This window comes from Thermobifida alba, assembly GCF_023208015.1.
Taxonomy (GTDB): domain Bacteria; phylum Actinomycetota; class Actinomycetes; order Streptosporangiales; family Streptosporangiaceae; genus Thermobifida; species Thermobifida alba.
In genome coordinates, this window is sequence record NZ_CP051627.1 from 209,588 (window position 1) to 228,082 (window position 18,495).

The 18,495-nt window shown below is 72.9% G+C and carries 19 protein-coding genes, 2 tRNA genes and 2 pseudogenes; 16 read left to right on the top strand and 7 right to left on the bottom strand.

Annotated elements, in window-relative coordinates; genetic code table 11:
- Positions 1–43: 43 nt before the first annotated feature.
- The gene (gene rpoD / locus FOF52_RS00890; RefSeq protein ID WP_425265539.1) at positions 44–1,156 is read left to right on the top strand and encodes an RNA polymerase sigma factor RpoD; all 1,113 of its coding nucleotides are present in this window, start codon (positions 44–46) and stop codon (positions 1,154–1,156) included.
- 102 nt (positions 1,157–1,258) lie between these two features.
- Positions 1,259–2,617: a glycoside hydrolase family 18 protein gene (locus FOF52_RS00895; protein WP_248591928.1), complete on the top strand. Its 1,359-nt coding sequence runs from the start codon at positions 1,259–1,261 to the stop codon at positions 2,615–2,617.
- Positions 2,618–2,629: 12 nt separating this feature from the next.
- Here FOF52_RS00895 and FOF52_RS00900 read toward each other — a convergent pair whose 3' ends face one another.
- Genes FOF52_RS00900 through FOF52_RS00910 form a run of 3 tightly spaced genes read right to left on the bottom strand, consistent with a single transcriptional unit; the run spans position 2,630 to position 4,016 of the window.
- Positions 2,630–3,094, bottom strand: a complete 465-nt coding sequence (locus FOF52_RS00900; RefSeq protein WP_248591929.1) for a pyridoxamine 5'-phosphate oxidase family protein — start codon at positions 3,092–3,094, stop codon at positions 2,630–2,632.
- A 60-nt stretch (positions 3,095–3,154) separates the two neighbouring features.
- Positions 3,155–3,655, bottom strand: coding sequence for a hypothetical protein (locus FOF52_RS00905; RefSeq protein WP_248591930.1), 501 nt, complete (start codon positions 3,653–3,655; stop codon positions 3,155–3,157).
- A 46-nt stretch (positions 3,656–3,701) separates the two neighbouring features.
- On the bottom strand, positions 3,702–4,016 hold the full coding sequence (locus FOF52_RS00910) for a hypothetical protein (RefSeq protein ID WP_248591931.1): 315 nt from the start codon (positions 4,014–4,016) through the stop codon (positions 3,702–3,704).
- Positions 4,017–4,200: 184 nt separating this feature from the next.
- Here FOF52_RS00910 and FOF52_RS00915 point away from each other — a divergent pair.
- From FOF52_RS00915 to FOF52_RS00930, 4 genes are all read left to right on the top strand, one after another.
- A tRNA-Asn gene (locus tag FOF52_RS00915) sits at positions 4,201–4,276 on the top strand.
- Positions 4,277–4,514: 238 nt separating this feature from the next.
- Entirely contained in the window at positions 4,515–5,048 is a 534-nt protein-coding gene (locus FOF52_RS00920) for an ImmA/IrrE family metallo-endopeptidase (RefSeq protein ID WP_248591932.1), read from the top strand.
- A 670-nt stretch (positions 5,049–5,718) separates the two neighbouring features.
- A complete protein-coding gene (locus FOF52_RS00925) occupies positions 5,719–6,063 on the top strand; it encodes an ArsR/SmtB family transcription factor (protein ID WP_248591933.1) in 345 nt (114 codons plus the stop codon).
- Positions 6,064–6,149: 86 nt separating this feature from the next.
- Positions 6,150–7,832, top strand: a complete 1,683-nt coding sequence (locus FOF52_RS00930) for a SulP family inorganic anion transporter (RefSeq protein WP_248593706.1) — start codon at positions 6,150–6,152, stop codon at positions 7,830–7,832.
- Between the two features lie 100 nt (positions 7,833–7,932).
- Here the strand turns inward: FOF52_RS00930 and pcaD are convergent, their stop codons facing one another.
- On the bottom strand, positions 7,933–8,700 hold the full coding sequence (gene pcaD / locus FOF52_RS00935; protein WP_248591934.1) for a 3-oxoadipate enol-lactonase: 768 nt from the start codon (positions 8,698–8,700) through the stop codon (positions 7,933–7,935).
- Between the two features lie 76 nt (positions 8,701–8,776).
- On the opposite strand from pcaD, the pseudogene FOF52_RS00940 reads away from it, so the two are divergent.
- Positions 8,777–9,608: pseudogene (locus FOF52_RS00940) on the top strand (alpha/beta fold hydrolase).
- Between the two features lie 99 nt (positions 9,609–9,707).
- Here the strand turns inward: FOF52_RS00940 and FOF52_RS00945 are convergent.
- Positions 9,708–10,883: a thiolase family protein gene (locus tag FOF52_RS00945; protein WP_248591935.1), complete on the bottom strand. Its 1,176-nt coding sequence runs from the start codon at positions 10,881–10,883 to the stop codon at positions 9,708–9,710.
- A gap of 179 nt (positions 10,884–11,062) precedes the next feature.
- Here FOF52_RS00945 and FOF52_RS00950 point away from each other — a divergent pair, with 179 nt between their 5' ends.
- Positions 11,063–11,755, top strand: coding sequence for a RibD family protein (locus FOF52_RS00950; protein ID WP_248591936.1), 693 nt, complete (start codon positions 11,063–11,065; stop codon positions 11,753–11,755).
- Positions 11,752–12,213, top strand: a complete 462-nt coding sequence (locus FOF52_RS00955) for a cytidine/deoxycytidylate deaminase family protein (RefSeq protein ID WP_248591937.1) — start codon at positions 11,752–11,754, stop codon at positions 12,211–12,213. Before FOF52_RS00950 ends, FOF52_RS00955 begins: the two co-directional genes overlap by 4 nt.
- Before the next feature lie 68 nt (positions 12,214–12,281).
- Here the strand turns inward: FOF52_RS00955 and FOF52_RS00960 are convergent, their stop codons facing one another.
- Entirely contained in the window at positions 12,282–14,798 is a 2,517-nt protein-coding gene (locus FOF52_RS00960) for a DEAD/DEAH box helicase (RefSeq protein WP_248591938.1), read from the bottom strand.
- An 82-nt stretch (positions 14,799–14,880) separates the two neighbouring features.
- Positions 14,881–15,114, bottom strand: coding sequence for a helix-turn-helix transcriptional regulator (locus FOF52_RS00965; protein ID WP_248591939.1), 234 nt, complete (start codon positions 15,112–15,114; stop codon positions 14,881–14,883).
- Positions 15,115–15,476: 362 nt separating this feature from the next.
- On the opposite strand from FOF52_RS00965, the gene FOF52_RS00970 reads away from it, so the two are divergent.
- The 7 genes and pseudogenes from FOF52_RS00970 (at position 15,477) to FOF52_RS01000 (ending at position 18,458) form a co-directional block, all read left to right on the top strand.
- Positions 15,477–15,550 (top strand) — tRNA-Ile (locus FOF52_RS00970).
- A gap of 404 nt (positions 15,551–15,954) precedes the next feature.
- The gene (locus FOF52_RS00975; protein WP_248591940.1) at positions 15,955–16,140 is read left to right on the top strand and encodes a hypothetical protein; all 186 of its coding nucleotides are present in this window, start codon (positions 15,955–15,957) and stop codon (positions 16,138–16,140) included.
- Positions 16,141–16,221: 81 nt separating this feature from the next.
- Positions 16,222–16,305: pseudogene (locus FOF52_RS00980) on the top strand (hypothetical protein); the annotation flags it as partial.
- A 52-nt stretch (positions 16,306–16,357) separates the two neighbouring features.
- Positions 16,358–17,446, top strand: coding sequence for a hypothetical protein (locus FOF52_RS00985; protein ID WP_248593984.1), 1,089 nt, complete (start codon positions 16,358–16,360; stop codon positions 17,444–17,446).
- Positions 17,447–17,733: 287 nt separating this feature from the next.
- The gene (locus FOF52_RS00990; protein WP_248591941.1) at positions 17,734–17,877 is read left to right on the top strand and encodes a hypothetical protein; all 144 of its coding nucleotides are present in this window, start codon (positions 17,734–17,736) and stop codon (positions 17,875–17,877) included.
- Positions 17,870–18,112, top strand: coding sequence for a hypothetical protein (locus FOF52_RS00995; RefSeq protein ID WP_248591942.1), 243 nt, complete (start codon positions 17,870–17,872; stop codon positions 18,110–18,112). The genes FOF52_RS00990 and FOF52_RS00995 overlap by 8 nt, the downstream gene beginning before the upstream one ends.
- A gap of 10 nt (positions 18,113–18,122) precedes the next feature.
- Positions 18,123–18,458: a hypothetical protein gene (locus FOF52_RS01000; RefSeq protein WP_248591943.1), complete on the top strand. Its 336-nt coding sequence runs from the start codon at positions 18,123–18,125 to the stop codon at positions 18,456–18,458.
- Positions 18,459–18,495: the final 37 nt, after the last annotated feature.

Below are 18,495 nucleotides of genomic sequence, written 5' to 3' on the forward strand. Positions count from 1 at the left end.
TTTCCTTGAAAAACGGGGGCACACTGTAAGGGTGGCTTTCTCGGTGCTACCCAACAGAACGCCGCCGGTGCGGGGCACGGCGGCCCCGGCCGCGGACGCGGGAGGCGGACCGCCGGCCGGCTCCACGACCACCCTGGACCGCGACGGCGTCCCGGTCGAGGCGGTCGACCTGACGGCGGAGGGCCCGGAGCAGTACCGCGACGACATCGCGGAGCGGCTCGGGCAGCGCGCCTCCCCCGGCGACCTCGTCCGCGTCTACCTGCGCGAGATCGGCCGGGTCCCGCTGCTCACGGCCGCGGAGGAGGTGGAGCTCGCCAAGGCCATCGAGGCCGGACTGTACGCCGAGCAGAAGCTGCGTGCCGCACGCACCGGCCCGGTCCCCCCGCAGTACGACCCCGACTGGTTCGCCGACCTGGGCGAACTGGTCCGCGAGGGCGAGATCGCCAAACGGCGGCTCATCGAGGCCAACCTGCGCCTGGTGGTCTCCATCGCCAAGCGCTACCTGGGGCGCGGCCTGGCCCTGCTCGACCTGGTCCAGGAGGGCAACCTGGGGCTGATCCGCGCGGTGGAGAAGTTCGACTACGCCCGCGGGTACAAGTTCTCCACCTACGCCACCTGGTGGATCCGCCAGGCGATCACCCGCGCCATCGCCGACCAGGCCCGCACCATCCGCGTCCCGGTGCACATGGTGGAGAGCATCAACAAGCTGGCCCGCACCCGCCGCCGCCTGCACCAGGAGTGGGGCCGCGAGCCGACGCTGGAGGAGCTCTCCCGCGAACTGAACCTCGACAACGAGCGCGTCGTGGAGATCCAGCGCGTCTCCCAGGAGCCGATCTCCCTGTACACGCCGGTCGGCGAGGAGGAGTCCGCGTTCGGCGACTTCATCGAGGACTCCGACGCGGTGCCGCCGGTGGAGGCCGCGGCGTTCGTCCTGCTCCAGGACCAGTTGGCCGAGGTGCTGGGCGGACTCTCCGAACGCGAGCAGCGGGTCATCACGCTCCGCTACGGCCTGGCCGACGGCAGGCCGCGCACCCTGGAGGAGGTGGGGCGGAAGTTCGGGGTCACCCGCGAACGCATCCGGCAGATCGAGTCCAAAACGCTCGCCAAACTGCGGCAGCCCTCCCGGGCCCAGATACTCCGCGACTATCTGGGATGAGCCGTCCGCAATGGCGGGCGGTTGGGTTGCGGCCACACCAAAAACACATCTGACGGCGTTTTCTGCGGAGTCGTTCCGTCACCGAGCGGATACGTTGGGGGCATGACGGGTCGCCACCGGATTCTCCTCACACGGCAGCGTCCAACCGCGTTCACGTCGCTGGTCCTGCTGGTGGCCGGCAGCGTGGTAGTCCTGCTCGGCGGGATCGTCGCGGTCACGCTCGCGGGACAGTTGTCGGGCTCGCGCGACGCGTCGGCCAGGGAGCGCATGGCCTACTTCGCGGACTGGAACACCGCCAACCGCGGCTACACCATCAAGGACGTCGACGACAGCGGCGCCGCCGCGCTCCTGGACCGGTTGATCTGGGCGTTCGGGGACGTCAACGAGGAGGGGGAGTGCCACGTCCCCACCGACACCGACCAGCCGTGGCAGCTCTTCCAGCGCCGCTACGAGGCGGAGGAGAGCGTGGACGGCCAGGCCGACACCTACGAGCAGCCGCTCGCCGGCAGCCTCAACCAGTTGCGCAAACTCCAGGAGAAGCACCCCCACCTGCGGGCCAGCATCTCGCTGGGCGGGTGGAACTGGTCGACGCACTTCTCCGAGGCGGTGCGCACCGAGGAGTCGCGTGAGCGCTTCGTCGCCTCCTGCATCGACCTGTGGCTGCGCGGCGACCTGCCGCGGCTGGAGGGGGAGCCGCAGGGCGGCGAGGGGGTCGCCGCGGGCCTCTTCGACGGCGTCGACCTGGACTGGGAGTGGCCGGGCGGCAACGGGCACCCCGACAACGTGGAGCACCCCGACGACAAGCGGAACTTCACCCTCGTGGTGCGGGAGTTCCGCAGGCAGCTGGACGCCCTGGAGGTCGAGACCGGCCGGGAGTACACCCTGTCGGCGTCGCTGAGCCACGACCCGACGATCATGCGGGACAGCTACGAGCCCGAGATATTCGCCTACCTGGACTTCGCGACGGTGCAGGGGTACGACTTCACCGGGTCGTGGAAGGAGACCACCGGCCACCACGCGCAGCTGTACGCGCCCTCGGACGACCCCGACCAGCCCAGCGTGGACCGGGCGGTGCGGCAGTACCTCGAATACGGGCTGCCCGCGGACAAGCTGGTGCTGGGGATCCCCGGCTACGGCCGCGGCTGGAGCGGGGTGCCCCCCGGCCCGGACGCCGACGGGTGGTCCGTCCGGGCCGAGCAGGGCGCCGACGGCGACTACGGCGAGGCGACCGACGCCTACGAGACCCTGGAACAGCTCACCGGTGAACGCTTCTTCGACCGCGCGACCGGCACCCAGTGGGTCTACGACGGCGACGAGTGGTGGTCCTACGACACCCCCGAGGTGGTCCGTCTCAAAGGCGAGTACGCCATCGACCGCGGACTGCGCGGCCTCGTGCTGTGGAACCTGGACATGGACCCGGAGGGCGAACTGGTCGCCGCGATGGCGGAGGCGCTGCGCTGAGCGTCCGCGCCGTCACTTCCGCGTGAACCGGCGGAGCCCCGCGCCCGATTGCCACAGGTCGATGACCAGGGTGTCGCCGTCCACCGAGGTCAGCACGGCGTCGCGGAGGTCCAGCCGGAACAGGTGGAACGGCCCGGGCGGGACGCCGGTCCGGCGGAAGTCCTCGATCACGTCGGGGTCGGTCACCTCCACGGCGACCCCCGACACCTTGGCGTCACCGCCCGTCATCGCGGCGTCGCCGGGGTTGGCGTGCAGCGCGAACCGTCCGTCGCGCCGCAGGTCCAGGGCCTTGACCGCGCCGGGCATCGACCCGAGCACGAGGTCGGGGCCGTAGAAGGCCACCTCGGTGCCGCTGACCCGGGGCGAGCCGTCGGCGCGGAGGGTGGCCAGGACGTGGTGCTGGTGGGCCTCGAAGCGGGCGCGGACCGCCGAAGCGAGCCGCGGCGCCTCGGCCGCGAAGGATTCCCAGTTCGTCATGGGAGGGAGTGTCCCCGTCTTTCCTGACATCCTCTGTCAGGTAGGACGGCGTCGGCGGTCTCAGACGCCCATCTGCTCCCGCAGGCGTGCCAGGGCCTGCGCGCAGCGCCTGCGGACCTCGGGGGAGTCGGGGTCCACGCCCTCGTCGTAGCGGAGCCGCCAGGCGATCTCGGTGCCGCCGGGGGCGCGGCGCGCGGTGAGCCGCACGCCGGGGGAGCCCTCCTCCTCCGACAGCAGCGGCACGTGCCGGGAGACCACGATGGTGGCGGTGACCCGCTCGTAGACGGCCTGGGCCAGCCGGCCGGGGGCGGGCAGGGGGACGGTCTGCTCGGGTTCGCCCTCCACGGTGAGCGCCAGGCCGACGTCGTTCCAACCGGCGCGGTCGACGCGCTCCCACGGCACCCGCCGCCCGTCGGGCAGGTGCAGGGCGGCGGTGGTGGCCACCACCGCCGCCGCCCGGTCCCCGGTCAGGGCGTGGGCGATCACCCGTTCTCCCGGGGCGAGGACGAGTCGGGCGCGGATCTCGGGGGGCAGGGCGTGCCGGCGCAGCCATCGCAGCATGGCCCCCACCGTAGTCCGCGTCCGGGGACGGTGCGGACGGGGCCGCTCAGTCCCGCACCGCGCTGTCGGGCGCGGCCGCGGCGGCTTCGACCCGGTCCAGTTCGGCCTCCTCCTCCGGGGTGGGCCGGGCGAGGAAGTCGCGCACCGAGGCGACCGGGACCTTCTCGGAGAGCTTGGCGTAGGCGGTCCTCCCGGCGCTGGTCACCTGGTCCCGCACCAGGCCGGCGGTCTCCTGCACGGCCGGGTGCTCGGCGACGCCGCGTGCGAACCGGGCGATCTGCTCGTAGCGCTCCCGTCCGGCCTTGGCTCCGAGGACGTACCCGACGGCGAGCCCGGCAACGAAGGCGATCCGATAGCGCATGCGGTCCTCCCGAGGTGATGGGTCTGTGCCGTGCTCAACGCTACCCGCAGCGGTCGCCGCACGACGGGAGGCGACGGCGGCGCCCTCCCACCGTGCCGGAGGAAAACCTGTCACGACCACTGCGCCGAGTGCGCTAACCTATTCATGTCGCTGCGGGGAACACCCCCGGACGCGGCGAACGCGATCCCGCGTAGCTCAATTGGCAGAGCAGCCGGCTGTTAACCGGCAGGTTATTGGTTCGAGTCCAATCGCGGGAGCCACGCAGGCGCCATCGGAATCCGCTCGTGAAGCCGGTCCGGTGGGGCTTCGGCAGAGTTCCTGGAGCAGGTCCTTTCCGGTACGGAAAGGGCCTGTCTTGTTTTTCCGGCTCCCCGCAGCGCCGCCGCCACCGCCGGCCGGGCGCTTTTCGGCGTACCGAATCCCCAAGCGTTCTCCCAGCCCAGGCCCGCCGTGGTGCCGCGGGCGGGTCCGTCACCCGTCCGGGCCAGTGACCTCGGAGTGCCTGCCTTTCGGGAGGAGCGCGAGCAGGCGGTGGAGGCGTTCACCGCCGAGTTCCTGCTCCCCCGGACCAGGGTGCGGGCGGTCGCGGGGGAAGACGACGCGTCGGCGCGCCGCCAGGCTCTGGTGCGCTTGGCGGCGGTCTACCGGGTCTCCTGGAGTCTTGCCGTCGCCCACCTCAGACGTACCGGGCTGGTGGACGCCGAGGAGTTGCGTGCGCTGCGGACCCGACGGCCCACGGACGCCGAATTCCGGGACGCGGTGGGGTGGAAGCCCCAGCCGGACCTCGCCTCGGTGCGGGTTTCTCCCCGCTACGCCTCAGCGGTGATGGCGGCCCCGCGTGCGGAGCGGATCCCCCCCGCACGCGCCGTGGAGATGATGCGCGGCCAGGTCCCGATCGAAGAACTCACTGAGGAAGCAGCTGATGGAATCCCTCCGCCCCACTGCTGTTCCATGCTTCCCCGCTGCTGCACTCCGCCAAGGCGGACCGTCTCGACGTTCTCGGGGATCTGCTCAGCGGATTCGTCGCGCTGACGACCAGGGCCGTGATCGACGAGATCGGCCGTCACGACGCGGACGCGCGGACAGCGGTCGTCAGTGCCCCGTGGATCTCGGTGGTCCATGGCGACTCGCTGGAACTGCTCGCCGCCTACGGAGTGTGGAGCGGGCGCAGGAGACCGACCGACGACCGCACTGTGCGCCTGTGCCGAGGTCAACGGCGGCACGCTGGTGCTGGACGACCGGGCGGCCCGCAGGGTCGCGCGGCGGCGCGGCCTGGCCGTCCGGGGCGCGCCGCCGGGCTGGTCGCCGACGCGTGCCGGCGGGGAAGGTGCACGGTCACGAACGCCTCGGTGCTCGTGGACGACCTCCACGCCACGGGGATGCGGCTCCCTTTTCCCCGGGGCGGATCCGAGTCGTGGGCCCGGGAGAAGAAACTGCTCGGGTGAGCTGAGCAGCGGATGCCGAGGCCCCTCCCGGTGCGGGAGGGGCCTGCTTCGTGTGCGCTCCACCGGGAGTGCCGGACGCACCCGTTTCCGTTCCGCGCGCCCTCCCGCCGGGGCCGCGCTGCCGCCTCCCCGCGCCGGGGCGGGCGTGGTGAGAGTGGTCACGATCGCTCTTCGTGATTTGAAGAATTCTTCATTTTCAGACATTCTTAGGCAGGCAATCCCCCCATAACACCTCAAAAGTTGGAAGAAGGTCGATCGTGCCGGTACCGCTCTATCAGGCCAAAGCGGATTTTTTTCGGACGCTCGGCCACCCCGTTCGCATCCGGGTCCTGGAACTGCTCCAGGACGGTCCGCGACCCGTCCACGAACTGCTCGCCGACATCGGGGTGGAGGCGTCCAACCTCTCCCAGCAGTTGGCGGTGCTGCGCCGCACCGGTCTGGTGGTCTCCCGGCGCGAGGGCAGCGTCGTGCGCTACGAGCTGAGCACCCCGCAGGTGGTGGACCTGCTGCGGGCTGCCCGCACCATCCTCACCAGCATGCTCGCCGACCAGGGTGAACTGCTGGCCGAACTGCGCGAGGCCCAGCGGGAGGAGCAGCGGTGAAAACTCCCTCCCCGCGCGGCGCCGCCCTGCGCGCCGCCCTGGGCCGCGTCACCGGGCTGCTCCCGGCCCGCGCGGACCTGGCCCGCATGCGGCACGCCCCCGGACGCAACCTGCTGGCGGGGCTGACCGTCGCCGTCGTCGCGCTCCCGCTCGCCCTGGGCTTCGGCATCTCCTCCGGCCTGGGGGCGCAGGCCGGGCTGGTCACCGCGATCGTCGCGGGCGCGATCGCCGCGTTCTTCGGCGGCTCCAACCTCCAGGTGTCGGGCCCCACCGGCGCGATGACGGTGGTGCTGGTGCCCATCGTCGCCCAGCACGGCGCCTCCGGGGTGCTCACCGTCGGCCTCATCGCGGGCGTGATGCTCGTCCTGCTGGCCGTGCTGCGCGCGGGCCGCTACGTCCGCTACATCCCCGCCTCGGTGGTGGAGGGCTTCACCGTCGGCATCGCCGCGGTCATCGCCCTGCAGCAGGTGCCCGCCGCGCTCGGCGTGCCCACCCCGGAGGGGGAGAAGGTGCTCCTGGTGGCGTGGGAGGCGGTGCGCGAGTTCGCCGCCCACCCGCACTGGACGGCGCTGGGGATCGCCGTCGGCGTGGCCGCGGTGATGCTGGTCGGCGCCCGGTGGCGGCCCACGGTCCCGTTCTCGCTGCTGGCCGTCGCGGCGGCCACCCTGCTCGTGGAGGTCACGCCCCTGGAGGCGGAGCGGATCGGCGACCTCCCGGCGGGACTGCCCGCCCCCTCCCTCGGCTTCCTCGACCTGTCCCAGGTGAGCGCGCTGGTGGCGCCCGCCGCGGCGGTGGCGGCCCTGGCCGCGCTGGAGTCGCTGCTGTCGGCCACGGTCGCCGACGGCATGAGCGTCAACCAGCGCCACGACCCCGACCGGGAACTGTTCGGCCAAGGACTGGCCAACATCGCCTCCCCGCTGTTCGGCGGAGTCCCGGCGACCGCGGCCATCGCCCGCACCGCCGTCAACGTGCGCTCCGGGGCGAGCTCCCGGCTGGCGGCGCTCACCCACGCCCTGATCCTCGCCGGAATCGTGTACGCGGCCGCGCCCCTGGTGGAGCGCATTCCGCTGGCCGCGCTGGCCGGGGTGCTGCTGGCCACGGCGGTGCGCATGGTCGAGGTCGGCTCGGTGCGGGCCATGCTCCGCGCCACCCGGTCCGACGCCTTCGTGCTGGTGCTCACCGCGGTGGCCACCCTCGCCGTGGACCTGGTGGTCGCGGTCCTGGTCGGCATGCTCGTCGCGGGCACCCTCGCCCTGGTCGCGCTGGCCCGCAACGCCAGCCTCGACCAGGAGGAGCTGGCGCGGCACCTGCCCCCGGGCGACCACACCGAGGCCGAGCGCGCGCTGCTGGCCGAGCACATCGTCGCCTACCGGCTCGACGGCCCGCTGTTCTTCGCCGCCGCCCACCGGTTCCTGCTGCAACTCAGCGAGGTCGCCGACGTGCAGGTGGTCATCCTGCGCATGGCCCGGGTCAGCACGATCGACGCCACCGGGGCGCGGGTCCTCGGCGACGTCGTGGACCGGCTCCGGGCGCGCGGCATCACCGTCATGGTGTCCGGTCTGCGCCCCGGCCAGCTGCGCCCGCTGGAGTCGCTGGGCACCCTGCCCCGGCTGCGGGAGGAGGGCTGCGTCTTCGCCACCACGCCCGAGGCCATCGACGCGGCCCTGGCCATGCTGCACCGCAACGGGATGTTCCCGGAGCGGCACCGCCCGGCGCAGGAGGGGCAGCCGCTCGACCGGGTCAGCGCCGAGGGGAGGGGACCGAGGTGACCCCGGCCCCGGTGCACTCCGGTGCACGGGGGCCGGGAGGACCCCGGCGCGGGTCGGGCCGCGCGCCCGGGCCGGGGAGTCCGCCGCGGGGGACAGGGGACTACTTGCCGAAGTGCTCGACGAGCAGCTCGTTGACGATGGTCGCCTGCTCCCACGACACCAGGTGGGCGGCGTCGGGGACGATCTCCAGGCGGGCGTCGGGGATCGCCGAGGCGATCAGCTCGGACAGCTCCGGCGGGGTGGAGGGGTCCTGCTTGCCCACCACGACGAGGGTGGGCGCGCTGATCGAGGGCAGCCCCGGCCGCAGGTCCATGTGCTGGATGGCGGCGCAGCAGCCCGCGTACCCCTCGGCGGGGGTGTTCGCGACCATGTCGACGAACAGCGCCACGGTCTGCGGCTCGCGTTCGGCGTAGGCGGGGGTGAACCAGCGGCTCACCACGGTCGGGGCCAGCGCGGCCATGCCCTCGGTGCGCACCGTGTGGATGCGTTCGGCCCACCCCTCCCGGGTGCCCGGCGGCTTCGGCGAGGTGCCCAGCAGCGCCAGCCGGTCGATCCGCTCGGGGGCGTGCGCCGCCAGCCACATGCCGGTCATGCCGCCCAGCGACAGGCCCGCGAAGTGCGCGCGTTCCACTTTCAGCCGGTCGAGCAGGCGCAGCACGTCGGACCCCAGGTCGGCTATGGAGTAGGGCGCGGGCGGGACCGGGGACCCGCCGTGCCCGCGGATGTCGTGGCGGACCACCCGGAACTGCCCGGTCAGCCCCGCCATCTGCGGGTCCCACATGTCGAGGCGGCTGCCCAGCGCACCGCTGAGCACCACCACCGGCGCGTCCTCGGGACCGTCCACGGTGTAGTGCACGTCGACACTCATCGTCTTGTCATCTCCTCACGTCTGTCGGCCGGGACGGAGCGGAATCAGCCGGCGCGGCCGCGTGTTGGTGACGATCATGACCCACTGGACGCTGCACCGCACCCACACGACCGCCCGCGGCACCGTGCGCTGGGACCGATTCGGCTCCGGCGACCCCGTGGTGCTGCTGCACGGGACGCCGTTCTCCTCCTACGTCTGGCGGGATGTCGCCCGCGCCCTCGCCGCTACCCACGAGGTGTACGTATGGGACATGCTCGGGTACGGAATCTCCGAACAGCGCGACGGCCAGGACGTCTCGCTGGCCGCGCAGACGGACGTCTTCGCCGACCTGCTGGACCTGTGGGACCTGCCCGCGCCCGCGGTGGTGGCGCACGACGTCGGCGGCGCGGTGGCGCTGCGGACGCACCTGCTGCGCGGCGCCGCCTACCGGAGGCTGGCCCTGGTGGACGCGGTGGCGCTCGCCCCGTGGGGCTCCCCGTTCTTCCGCCTGGTGGGGGAGCACACGCCGGTGTTCGAGGCGCTGCCCGCGCCCCTGCACGAGGCCCTGGTGCGCGCCTACGTGTCCTCGGCCGCCCGCGGTGCGCTGCCCCCGCCGGTGCTGGACGCGCTGGTCGCGCCGTGGCTCGGGGAACGCGGGCAGGCCGCGTTCTACCGGCAGATCGCCCAGGCCGACCAGCGCCACACCGAACAGGTGCGGCCGCGCTACCCGGAACTCGACCTGCCGGTCCTGGTCTGCTGGGGGGGAGCAGGACGCCTGGATTCCGCCGGAGCGGGGCCGCGAGCTGGCCGCCCTCATCCCCGGGGCGCGGCTGCGGATACTGCGCGGCGCCGGGCACCTGGTGCAGCAGGACGCGCCCGCCCAGCTCACGGCCGCGCTCGTGGAGTTCCTGGCGGAGCGGGACGGCTGATCCGGCCGCCGCGTCCTCCCGCGCGGCACCCGGCGGGCCGCGCGGAGGCGCCGGGGCGGCCGGACGGCGCTCCGGGCGCCCGCGCGCCTTCGCCCGGGGTCAGGCGTGCAGCACCACGGCCAGCCCCTGGCCCACGCCGATGCAGATGGCGGCCAGCCCCCAGCCGCCGCCGCGGCGGCGCAGCTCGTGCGCGAGCGTGCCGAGGATGCGGGCACCGGAGGCGCCCAGGGGGTGGCCGATGGCGATGGCGCCGCCGTTGGGGTTGACGATCTCGGGGTCCAGGTCCGGCCACAGCTTCAGGCAGGCCAGCGACTGGGCGGCGAACGCCTCGTTGAGCTCCACCACGGACAGGTCGCCCCAGCCGATTCCGGCGCGGCGCAGGGCGGTCTCGGCGGCCTCGACGGGGCCGATGCCGAAGACGTCCGGGTCCACGGCGGCCACCCCGCGGCTGACGATGCGGGCCAGCGGTTCGCGGCCGACCCGTTCGGCCGCGGCGGCGTCCCCGATGAGCAGGGCGGCCGCGCCGTCGTTGAGGGGGGAGGCGTTGCCCGCGGTGATGGTGCCGTCGGGGCGGAACGCGGGTTTGAGGGAGGCCAGCTTCTCCGCCGAGGTCTCCCGGATGCTCTCGTCCCGGTCCAGCTCCGCGCCGGGCACCTGGGTGATCTCGGCGGCGAAGGTCCCCTCGGCCCACGCGCGGGCGGCGCGTTCGTGGCTGCGCAGCGCGAAGGCGTCCTGCTGGGCGCGGTCGACGCCGTACCGGGCGGCGACCTGCTCGGTGCTCTCCCCCAGGGAGACGGTCCACCGCTCGGGCATGGCCGGGTTGACCATGCGCCAGCCCAGGGTGGTGGAGTGCAGGGTCTCGTGCCCCGACGGGAAGGCCCGGGCGGGCTTGGGCAGCACCCACGGCGCCCGGCTCATCGACTCCACGCCTCCCGCCACCGCCAGGGAGGCGTCGCCCACCGCGATCGCGCGGTTGGCGGCGATCGCGGCCTCCATGCCGGAACCGCACAGCCGGTTGAGGGTCGCCCCCGGGACCGAGGTGGGCCAGCCCGCGAGCAGTGCCGCCATGCGGGCCACGTTGCGGTTGTCCTCGCCGGCGCCGTTGGCGTCGCCGAAGTAGACGTCGTCCACGGTGGCGGGGTCCAGGCCGGGGGAGCGTTCGGCGAGCGCGCGCAGCACGTGCGCGGCCAGGTCGTCGGGGCGGATGCCGGACAGGGCGCCGCCGTAGCGGCCGAAGGGGGTGCGGACCGCGTCGAGGATGTACACGTCGGTCATGGGGTCACTCCTGACTCGCCGTCGACTGGGGACGGTCAGTAACATACCGTCCAGTCAGTTTGCGAGGTGAGGCGAGTGCGGCTCCTCCGGGGGACCCGTCGGGGAACCGCGCGGACCGGAACCGGCCGCGACGCGCCGCAGCGCCGGGAGGGCCGGGCGCGCCCGCTAGCCTGGGCGGCATGACCGCCGAACGCCCCCGTGTCATCCTCAGCTGCGCCGTGTCGCTGGACGGCCGCATCGACGACGCCTCCCCCGAACGGCTGCGGCTGTCCAGCGAGGCCGACTTCGACGAGGTCGACGAACTGCGCGCGTCCTGCGACGCGATCCTGGTGGGCGCGGGGACCGTGCGCGCCGACAACCCGCGGCTGCTGGTGCGCTCCCCCGAGCGGCAGCGGCGCCGGCTCGCCGAGGGCCGCACCGCCCACCTGCGCAAGGTGGTGCTGAGCAGCAGCGGCGACCTCGACCCCGCGGCACGGATCTTCACCACCGGCGACGCCGGATGCCTGGTGTACGTCGCCGACGACGCGCTGCCCGCCGCCCGGCGGCGCCTCGCCGGCCTCGACGGCGTGGAGGCGGTCGCGGCGGGGCAGCCGGTGCGGCTCGCCGGGGTCCTGGCCGACCTGGCCCGCCGCGGGGTGCGCCGGCTCCTGGTGGAGGGCGGGACGGCGGTGCACACCGCGTTCCTCACCCACGACCTCGTCGACGAGCTGCGCCTGGCGGTCGCGCCGTTCTTCGTCGGCGACGAGCAGGCGCCCCGCTTCGTCCACCCGGGGGTGTTCCCGCACCGCCCCGAACGGCCCCTGCGGCTGGTCTCGGTCCGGAACGCGGGCGGCACGGCGGTGCTGCACTACGCGGCGGGGGAGGAGCGGTGACCCGGCCGACCGACCAGGACCTGCGCCTGCTGCGCCGGACCGTGGAGCTGTCCCGCTCCTGCCCGCCGTCGCGCACCGCGTTCTCCGTCGGCGCGCTCGTCGCCGCCGCCGACGGCACGGTCCTCGCCGACGGCTACTCCCGCCGCGACGACCCGCACGACCACGCCGAGGAGGCGGCGCTGCGGGCCCTGGCCGCCGACGACCCGCGCCTGGCCACGGCCACCCTCTACAGTTCGCTGGAGCCGTGCAGCACCCGCGCCTCCCGGTCCCGCTCGTGCACGGCCCTCATCCTGGACACCCCGATCCCCCGGGTGGTGTTCGCCTGGCGGGAGCCCGACCTGTTCGTGGACTGCGAGGGCGCCGAACTGCTGCGGGCGGCCGGGCGCGAGGTCGTGGAGGTCCCCGAACTGGCCCCGCTGGTGCGCCGGGTCAACGCCCACCTGCTCGACCGGCGGTGAGCACGCCCCCGGCCGCTTCGGGGCGCCGGGGGCGTGACGGCCGACGGCGGCGGCCGGGCGGCGGAGGGTCAGAAGGAGTCCTTGCGGTCCACCGCCGTCACGTGCACGACCGCACGGCCCTCCGCGTCGGAGGCGGCCAGGTCCACCCGGGCGCTGATCCCCCAGTCGTGGTTGCCCTCCGGGTCGTCGAAGACCTGCCGGACCTCCCAGGAGTCCTCCCGCTCCTCGATGAGCAGCAGGTGCGGGCCGCGCGCGTCGGGGCCGGTGCCCAGCGTCTCGTGCTCGGCGTGGTAGGCGGACATGGCCTCCTCCCACGCCTCGGCGTCCCAGCCGTCCTCGCCGTCCAGCTCGCCCAGCTCCCGGTAGCGGCGCAGCGCGGCCAGCTCCACCCGGCGGAACAGCTCGTTGCGCACCAGCACCCGGAAGGCGCGCTGGTTGGCGGTGACCGGCTTGGGCTTGGTCTCCACGGGAGCGTCCTCGGGCAGCTCCTCGGCCGGGTTGGTGAGCTGCTCCCACTCGTCCAGCAGGCTGGAGTCGACCTGGCGCACCAGCTCGCCCAGCCACTCGATCAGGTCGCGCAGCTCCTCGGTCTTGGCGTCCTCGGGAACCGTCTGGGTCAGCGCCTTGTAGGCGCTGGCCAGGTAGCGCAGCACCAGCCCCTCGGAGCGGGCCAGCTCGTAGTGGCCGATGTAGTCGGTGAAGGTCATCGCGCGCTCGTACATGTCGCGCACCACCGACTTGAGCTGCAGCGGGTGGTCCCCCACCCAGGGGTGGCCGCGCCGGTAGGTCTCGTAGGCGTGCTCCAGCAGCTCCTCCAGCGGCTTGGGGTAGGTGATCTCCTCCAGCCGCGCCATCCGCTCCTCGTACTCGATCCCGTCGGCCTTCATCTGCTGCACCGCCTCGCCGCGCGCCTTGTTGAGCTGGGCGGCGAGGATCTGCCGGGGGTCGTCGAGGGTGGCCTCGACCACGCTCACCACGTCCAGCGCGTAGCTGGGCGAGGCGGGGTCCAGCAGCTCGAAGGCGGCCAGCGCGAACGTGGACAGCGGCTGGTTGAGCGCGAAGTCCGGCTGCAGGTCGACGGTGAGCCGCGCGGTGCGGCCCTCGGCGTCGGGCTCCTCCAGCTTCTCCACGATCCCGCCGTCCAGCAGGGACCGGTAGATCGCGATGGCCTCGCGGATGTGGCGGCGCTGGGTTTTGCGGTCGTCGTGGTTGTCGGTGAGCAGGTGCCGCATGGCCGCGAAGCAGTCCCCGGGGCGGGCGATGACGCTCAGCAGCATCGCGTTGCTCACCTTGAACCGGGAGGTCAGCGGCTCGGGCTGGGCGTTGATCAGCTTCTCGAAGACCGCCTCGTCCCAGCCGACGAACCCCTCCGGCGGCTTCTTGCGCACCACCTTGCGCCGCTTCTTCGGGTCGTCGCCCGCCTTGGCCAGCGCCTTCTCGTTCTCCACCACGTGCTCGGGGGCCTGCGCCACCACGTTGCCGACCGTGTCGAACCCGGCCCGTCCCGCGCGGCCCGCGATCTGGTGGAACTCGCGGGCGCTGAGGCGGCGCACCCGGGAGCCGTCGTACTTGGACAGCGCGGTGAACAGCACGGTGCGGATGGGCACGTTGACGCCCACCCCCAGGGTGTCGGTGCCGCAGATGACCTTGAGCAGGCCCCGCTGCGCCAGCCGCTCCACCAGCCGCCGGTACTTGGGCAGCATGCCCGCGTGGTGCACGCCGATGCCGTGCCGCACGTAGCGGGACAGGTTGCGGCCGAACCGGGTGGTGAAGCGGAAGTTGCCGATCTCCGCGGCGATGGCCTCCTTCTCCGCCTTGGAGCACATGTTGATGCTCATCAGCGACTGGGCGCGCTCCACCGCGGCGGCCTGCGTGAAGTGCACGATGTAGATGGGGGCCTCGCGGGCCTCCAGCAGTTCCTCCAGCGTCTCGTGCAGCGGGGTGGTCCGGTAGGAGTAGAACAGCGGGACCGGGCGCTCGGCCGAGGAGACCACGCTGGTGGCGCGGCCGGTGCGGCGGGTCAGGTCCTCCTCGAAGCGGGTGACGTCGCCGAGCGTGGCCGACATGAGCAGGAACTGCGCCTGCGGCAGTTCCAGCAGCGGCACCTGCCAGGCCCAGCCCCGGTCGGGGTCGGCGTAGAAGTGGAACTCGTCCATGATGACGGTGCCGATGTCGGCGTCGGCGCCGTCGCGCAGCGCGATGTTGGCCAGCACCTCGGCGGTGCAGCACACGATGGGCGCGTCGGCGTTGACGCTGGCGTCGCCGGTCATCATGCCGACGTTCTCGGTCCCGAAGACCTCGCACAGGTCGAAGAACTTCTCCGACACCAGGGCCTTGATCGGCGCGGTGTAGAAGCTGCACTCGTCGCGGGCCAGTGCGGCGAAGATCGCGCCGGTGGCCACCAGGCTCTTGCCGGAGCCGGTGGGGGTGTTGAGGATGACGTTGGACCCCGACACCACCTCGATGAGGGCTTCCTCCTGGTGGGGGTAGAGGGTGAGCCCCCGTTCCTCGGCCCACAGCGCGAAGGCGTCGAACAGGGTGTCGGGGTCGGCGGTGCCCTTGGGGAGATGATCGATGAGGCTCACCCCTCCATACTGCCCGCTTTCCGCACCCGATCGCTCCGTCCGACGCGAAGAGGGGCCGCGCCGGACGCGGGGGCGGCGGTCCTCACGGGGTGGCTTCCGCCTCCTCGGCGCAGGAGAACACGGCGTCGACCGGCACCCCGAACACCCGGGCGATCCGGAAGGCCACCTCCAGGGAGGGGGAGTGGCGGCCCTGCTCGACGGCGATGACGGTCTGGCGGGTCACCCCCACACGCCTCGCCAGTTCCGCCTGGGTCATCTCCCCGTGCGCGAAGCGCAGGGCGCGGATGCGGTTGGTGATGCGGACCGGTCTCACCACGGCCGCAGCCCCCGGCGGCGGGCGGCGGTCCGCACTGCCGCACCGGGCGCGGCCGCGGGCCGCGCGCGTTGGTCCTCCCGTGCCATGTTCCCTCCCGGACGAGTACGGAGCCGACGCCGGGAATGTAAAAAATACCGGACACGATGTCGAATGCCTTTGACATCGCCCACGGTGGCGTCCCGGCGGGCACAGGGGTGCTGAAGTGGGATCTTCCGCCTCCCCGGGGAGCCCGGTCGCGGTGGCGGGGCGGGATTTCCGCGCCTTCGGCCCGACGGCCCCCCTGCTAGAATCGCGGACGTCCTGGCCGGTCCGTGACCGGTCTGGTGTGCGGAGCCCACCCTTCCGGGCCCGGTTTTTCGCGCGGGCCGGTAGCTCAGCTGGTCAGAGCAGGGGACTCATAATCCCTGGGTCGCGGGTTCGAGTCCCGCCCGGCCTACCCGCCGCCACCTGGTATGCAGCCGGTCCCGCTCCCAGGCGACTCCTGACAGCCGATCTGACCGCCAGCCCGCTTTTCCTCACTGGTTTCCTCACCGGCTGCCGACGATTTCCGTGACCGGTGTCCGCCAGTCGCCGGACACCTCGTGCCCGAACACGACAACGGACCCAGGGCGGTGAGACCGGCTGGCGCTCCCACGCCATCGCCGCCGCGGTGGACACCCTCATCGTGCTGAGCGTCTACGCCGGGCGCGTGGCCAAGAGCGTCGTCGGCAGCATCCACCACGGGCTGCGCGCTGACTTGCCCGCGGCCTGCTGCGCCCCGACATCGCCGTCCAGGCCGCCACGCGGCAGACCATCACCGGCATCGACGGCAACGCCACGAGCGCGCCGTGGATCGGGGTATTGCCGTCGTTCGACAGCACCGTGGTCCTGCTGCCCGGCGAGGAACCGACCCGCGGCGTCGAACAGTCCGACATCGGCGAGCCGGGCGGCCACCTGGCCTACCTCAACCCCGACGGGACGATGATGTGCTGGGACGCCCCCACCGAGGACACCGGTGGCGGGCTGGACGACGTCACCGCTGAGTAACGTCTCCTCACACTCCTGACACGCAGAAATCCCCGTCCTATGCTGGCGTCGACGGTATGACCAGCAGGACGGGGATTACTCATGAAGGACGATAGCACCATAGGCGCCCAGATCCGAGACCTGCGCCGCCGTCGCGGTCTCACCCAGGAGGACCTGGCGGCCAAGGCCGGCCTGTCACGCGACGTCATCAAGAAGATCGAGAGCGGCGGCAGCGCGCATGTCCACCTACCACGCCATCGCTCGCGCACTCGGCGTGGTCACGCTCACGTTCGCGGCCCCGCGGTCCCCAGAGCCGGTGCCCGCAGCCCACAACGACGCCGCCCTGGCCGAGATCCGCTCGGCCATCAACCCGCCCACGGGCATCGACGGACAGCCCCTGTTCAAGTTCAACGGCGATGCCGAGCCGGACCTGGGCATGCTGCGCGATGCCGTCCGCACCGTCGCGCTGGCCTACCACGGTGACCGCTACGACACGGTGGCCGAGCTCGCGCCCGCCGTGGTGCGGTCCGCCCACCAGCACGTCGCCGCCCTCGACGGCGACCAGCAGGCCGAGGCACGGCGGCTGCGCTCCGACGCGCTCGGCGCGATCGGCCGCTACCTCATCCAGATCCGCGAGCACGACCTGGCGCTGATGGCGCTGCGCGACAGCCTCGCCGACGCGCTCGCCATCGAGGACAAGTCCTTGGCCGCGGCTGCGATCAGCAGCCAGGCGTGGGCTCTCATGCGCCAAGGGCGGTTCCGGGAGGTCGAGGACCTGTGCGTCGCCGCGGCTGACCGAGTGGAGCCGCAGATCTCCAAGGCCACGCCGGACCAGCTCTCGGCGTGGGGATGGCTGATGCTGCGTGCCGCAGCCGCCGCAGCACGCAACAACCGCCCGGCCGAGGCACGCGAATACCATCGGGTCGCTGTAGCCGCAGCCGCGCCGCTGGGCCGCGAGCATGAGCACACCGTCGGCTGGCGTGCCTGGGGGCCGCTCACCGTGGCGTTGAAGGGCCCCGAGCATGAACTCGTGATGGGGGCGCCCGACCAGGCGCTGGCCCTGACCGAGCAGCTGCCCGTCGGGGTGGGCCGCACCATGCCGTCGGACTGGCACCGCCACCTGCTGGACCGCGCCCACGCCCACCTGCAGCTCGGCGACACCGACCGCGCCACCGAGATCCTCACCCGCCTGCGCGTGCAGGCGCCCGTCTGGCTGCGCTACCAGCAGACCGCACGCGAGATCACCGAGGACCTGCTGGCCGCCGCCAAGCGTATGCCCTCCGAACAGCAACGCGATCTCGCCGACTTCCTCGCTGTCACCCCATAACCGCTGACCAGCGGCGTGGGTACGTTCCGTACCCGAACGGAGAGCCCTCGTCCAGAACGGGGGCTCTTCGTCACTGGGAGTGTTCGACGACGTTTCGTAACGTCCATCTCACCGAGTCACCGAATCGACCCGCCGTGAGGTGAGACATGACGGAGCCGAGCGAGCGCGAACTCCAGCGCCTGGACCTGCTGGGACCATGGCCGACCGGAGCAGAGGATCTCGAAGCCAGCCACCCCGACTGGATGATCTGGAGATCCCGGGGGCAGGACGGCACGCACGGCCCATGGATGGCGCAGCGCTCCGAGTTCCTGACCCCCCGGCAGCAGACGCGAGGCCTGCGCTCGACCCTGACCGCGGACACGGTCGACGAGCTCGGTCGGCTGCTCGACGCCCAGGAGCGGCTGCGGGAGCAGGAGGCGTCGGATGGCTGACGACCTGCAGACGCTTCGGTCGCGTTACCCGGACTGGCTGATCACCCGGGAGGCCACCGGGCGGCTGGTGGCCGTGCACCGCACGGAGCAGCCCGACCCTCAGCGGGAGAAGGCGTTGCTCCTCACCCGAGTCACCGCGGACATGGTCGAGCAGCTCGACCCGAAGCTGCTCGTGCAGCGGTGCCTACGCGAACAGCTGCCCGGCGGGTACCCGGTGCCCCGCGGCGTCCGCTGAAGGAGGCCTTGTGGTCGCTTACGAGGTGCACGACGACACGGTGGTGGGCCCCGACGGCGAACGCCTGTCGTCCGGGGCCGTCGCGAAGCTCGCCGACCAGCTGCACCACATCGCCGGCCAGCTGGCCTACATGGAGATGCGGCGGCGTTACCCGCTCGGCTCCCTGATCCGCTACCAGCCGTTCAACCGGCGCTACACCGTCATCGGGTACGGCGTTCCGGGGTCGCTCACTCCCGAGGTACGGGCGCGACCCACGGGAGAGGACCTGGTCAGCGACCCGGTGCTGCTGCCCGTCGACCGCATCGAACCGGTCCCGTCGCCTCTCGGGGGTGAGGCGACGCCCTAAGGGCGCCCCCGCCTTCCGCTGGGACGCCCCTCCCCAA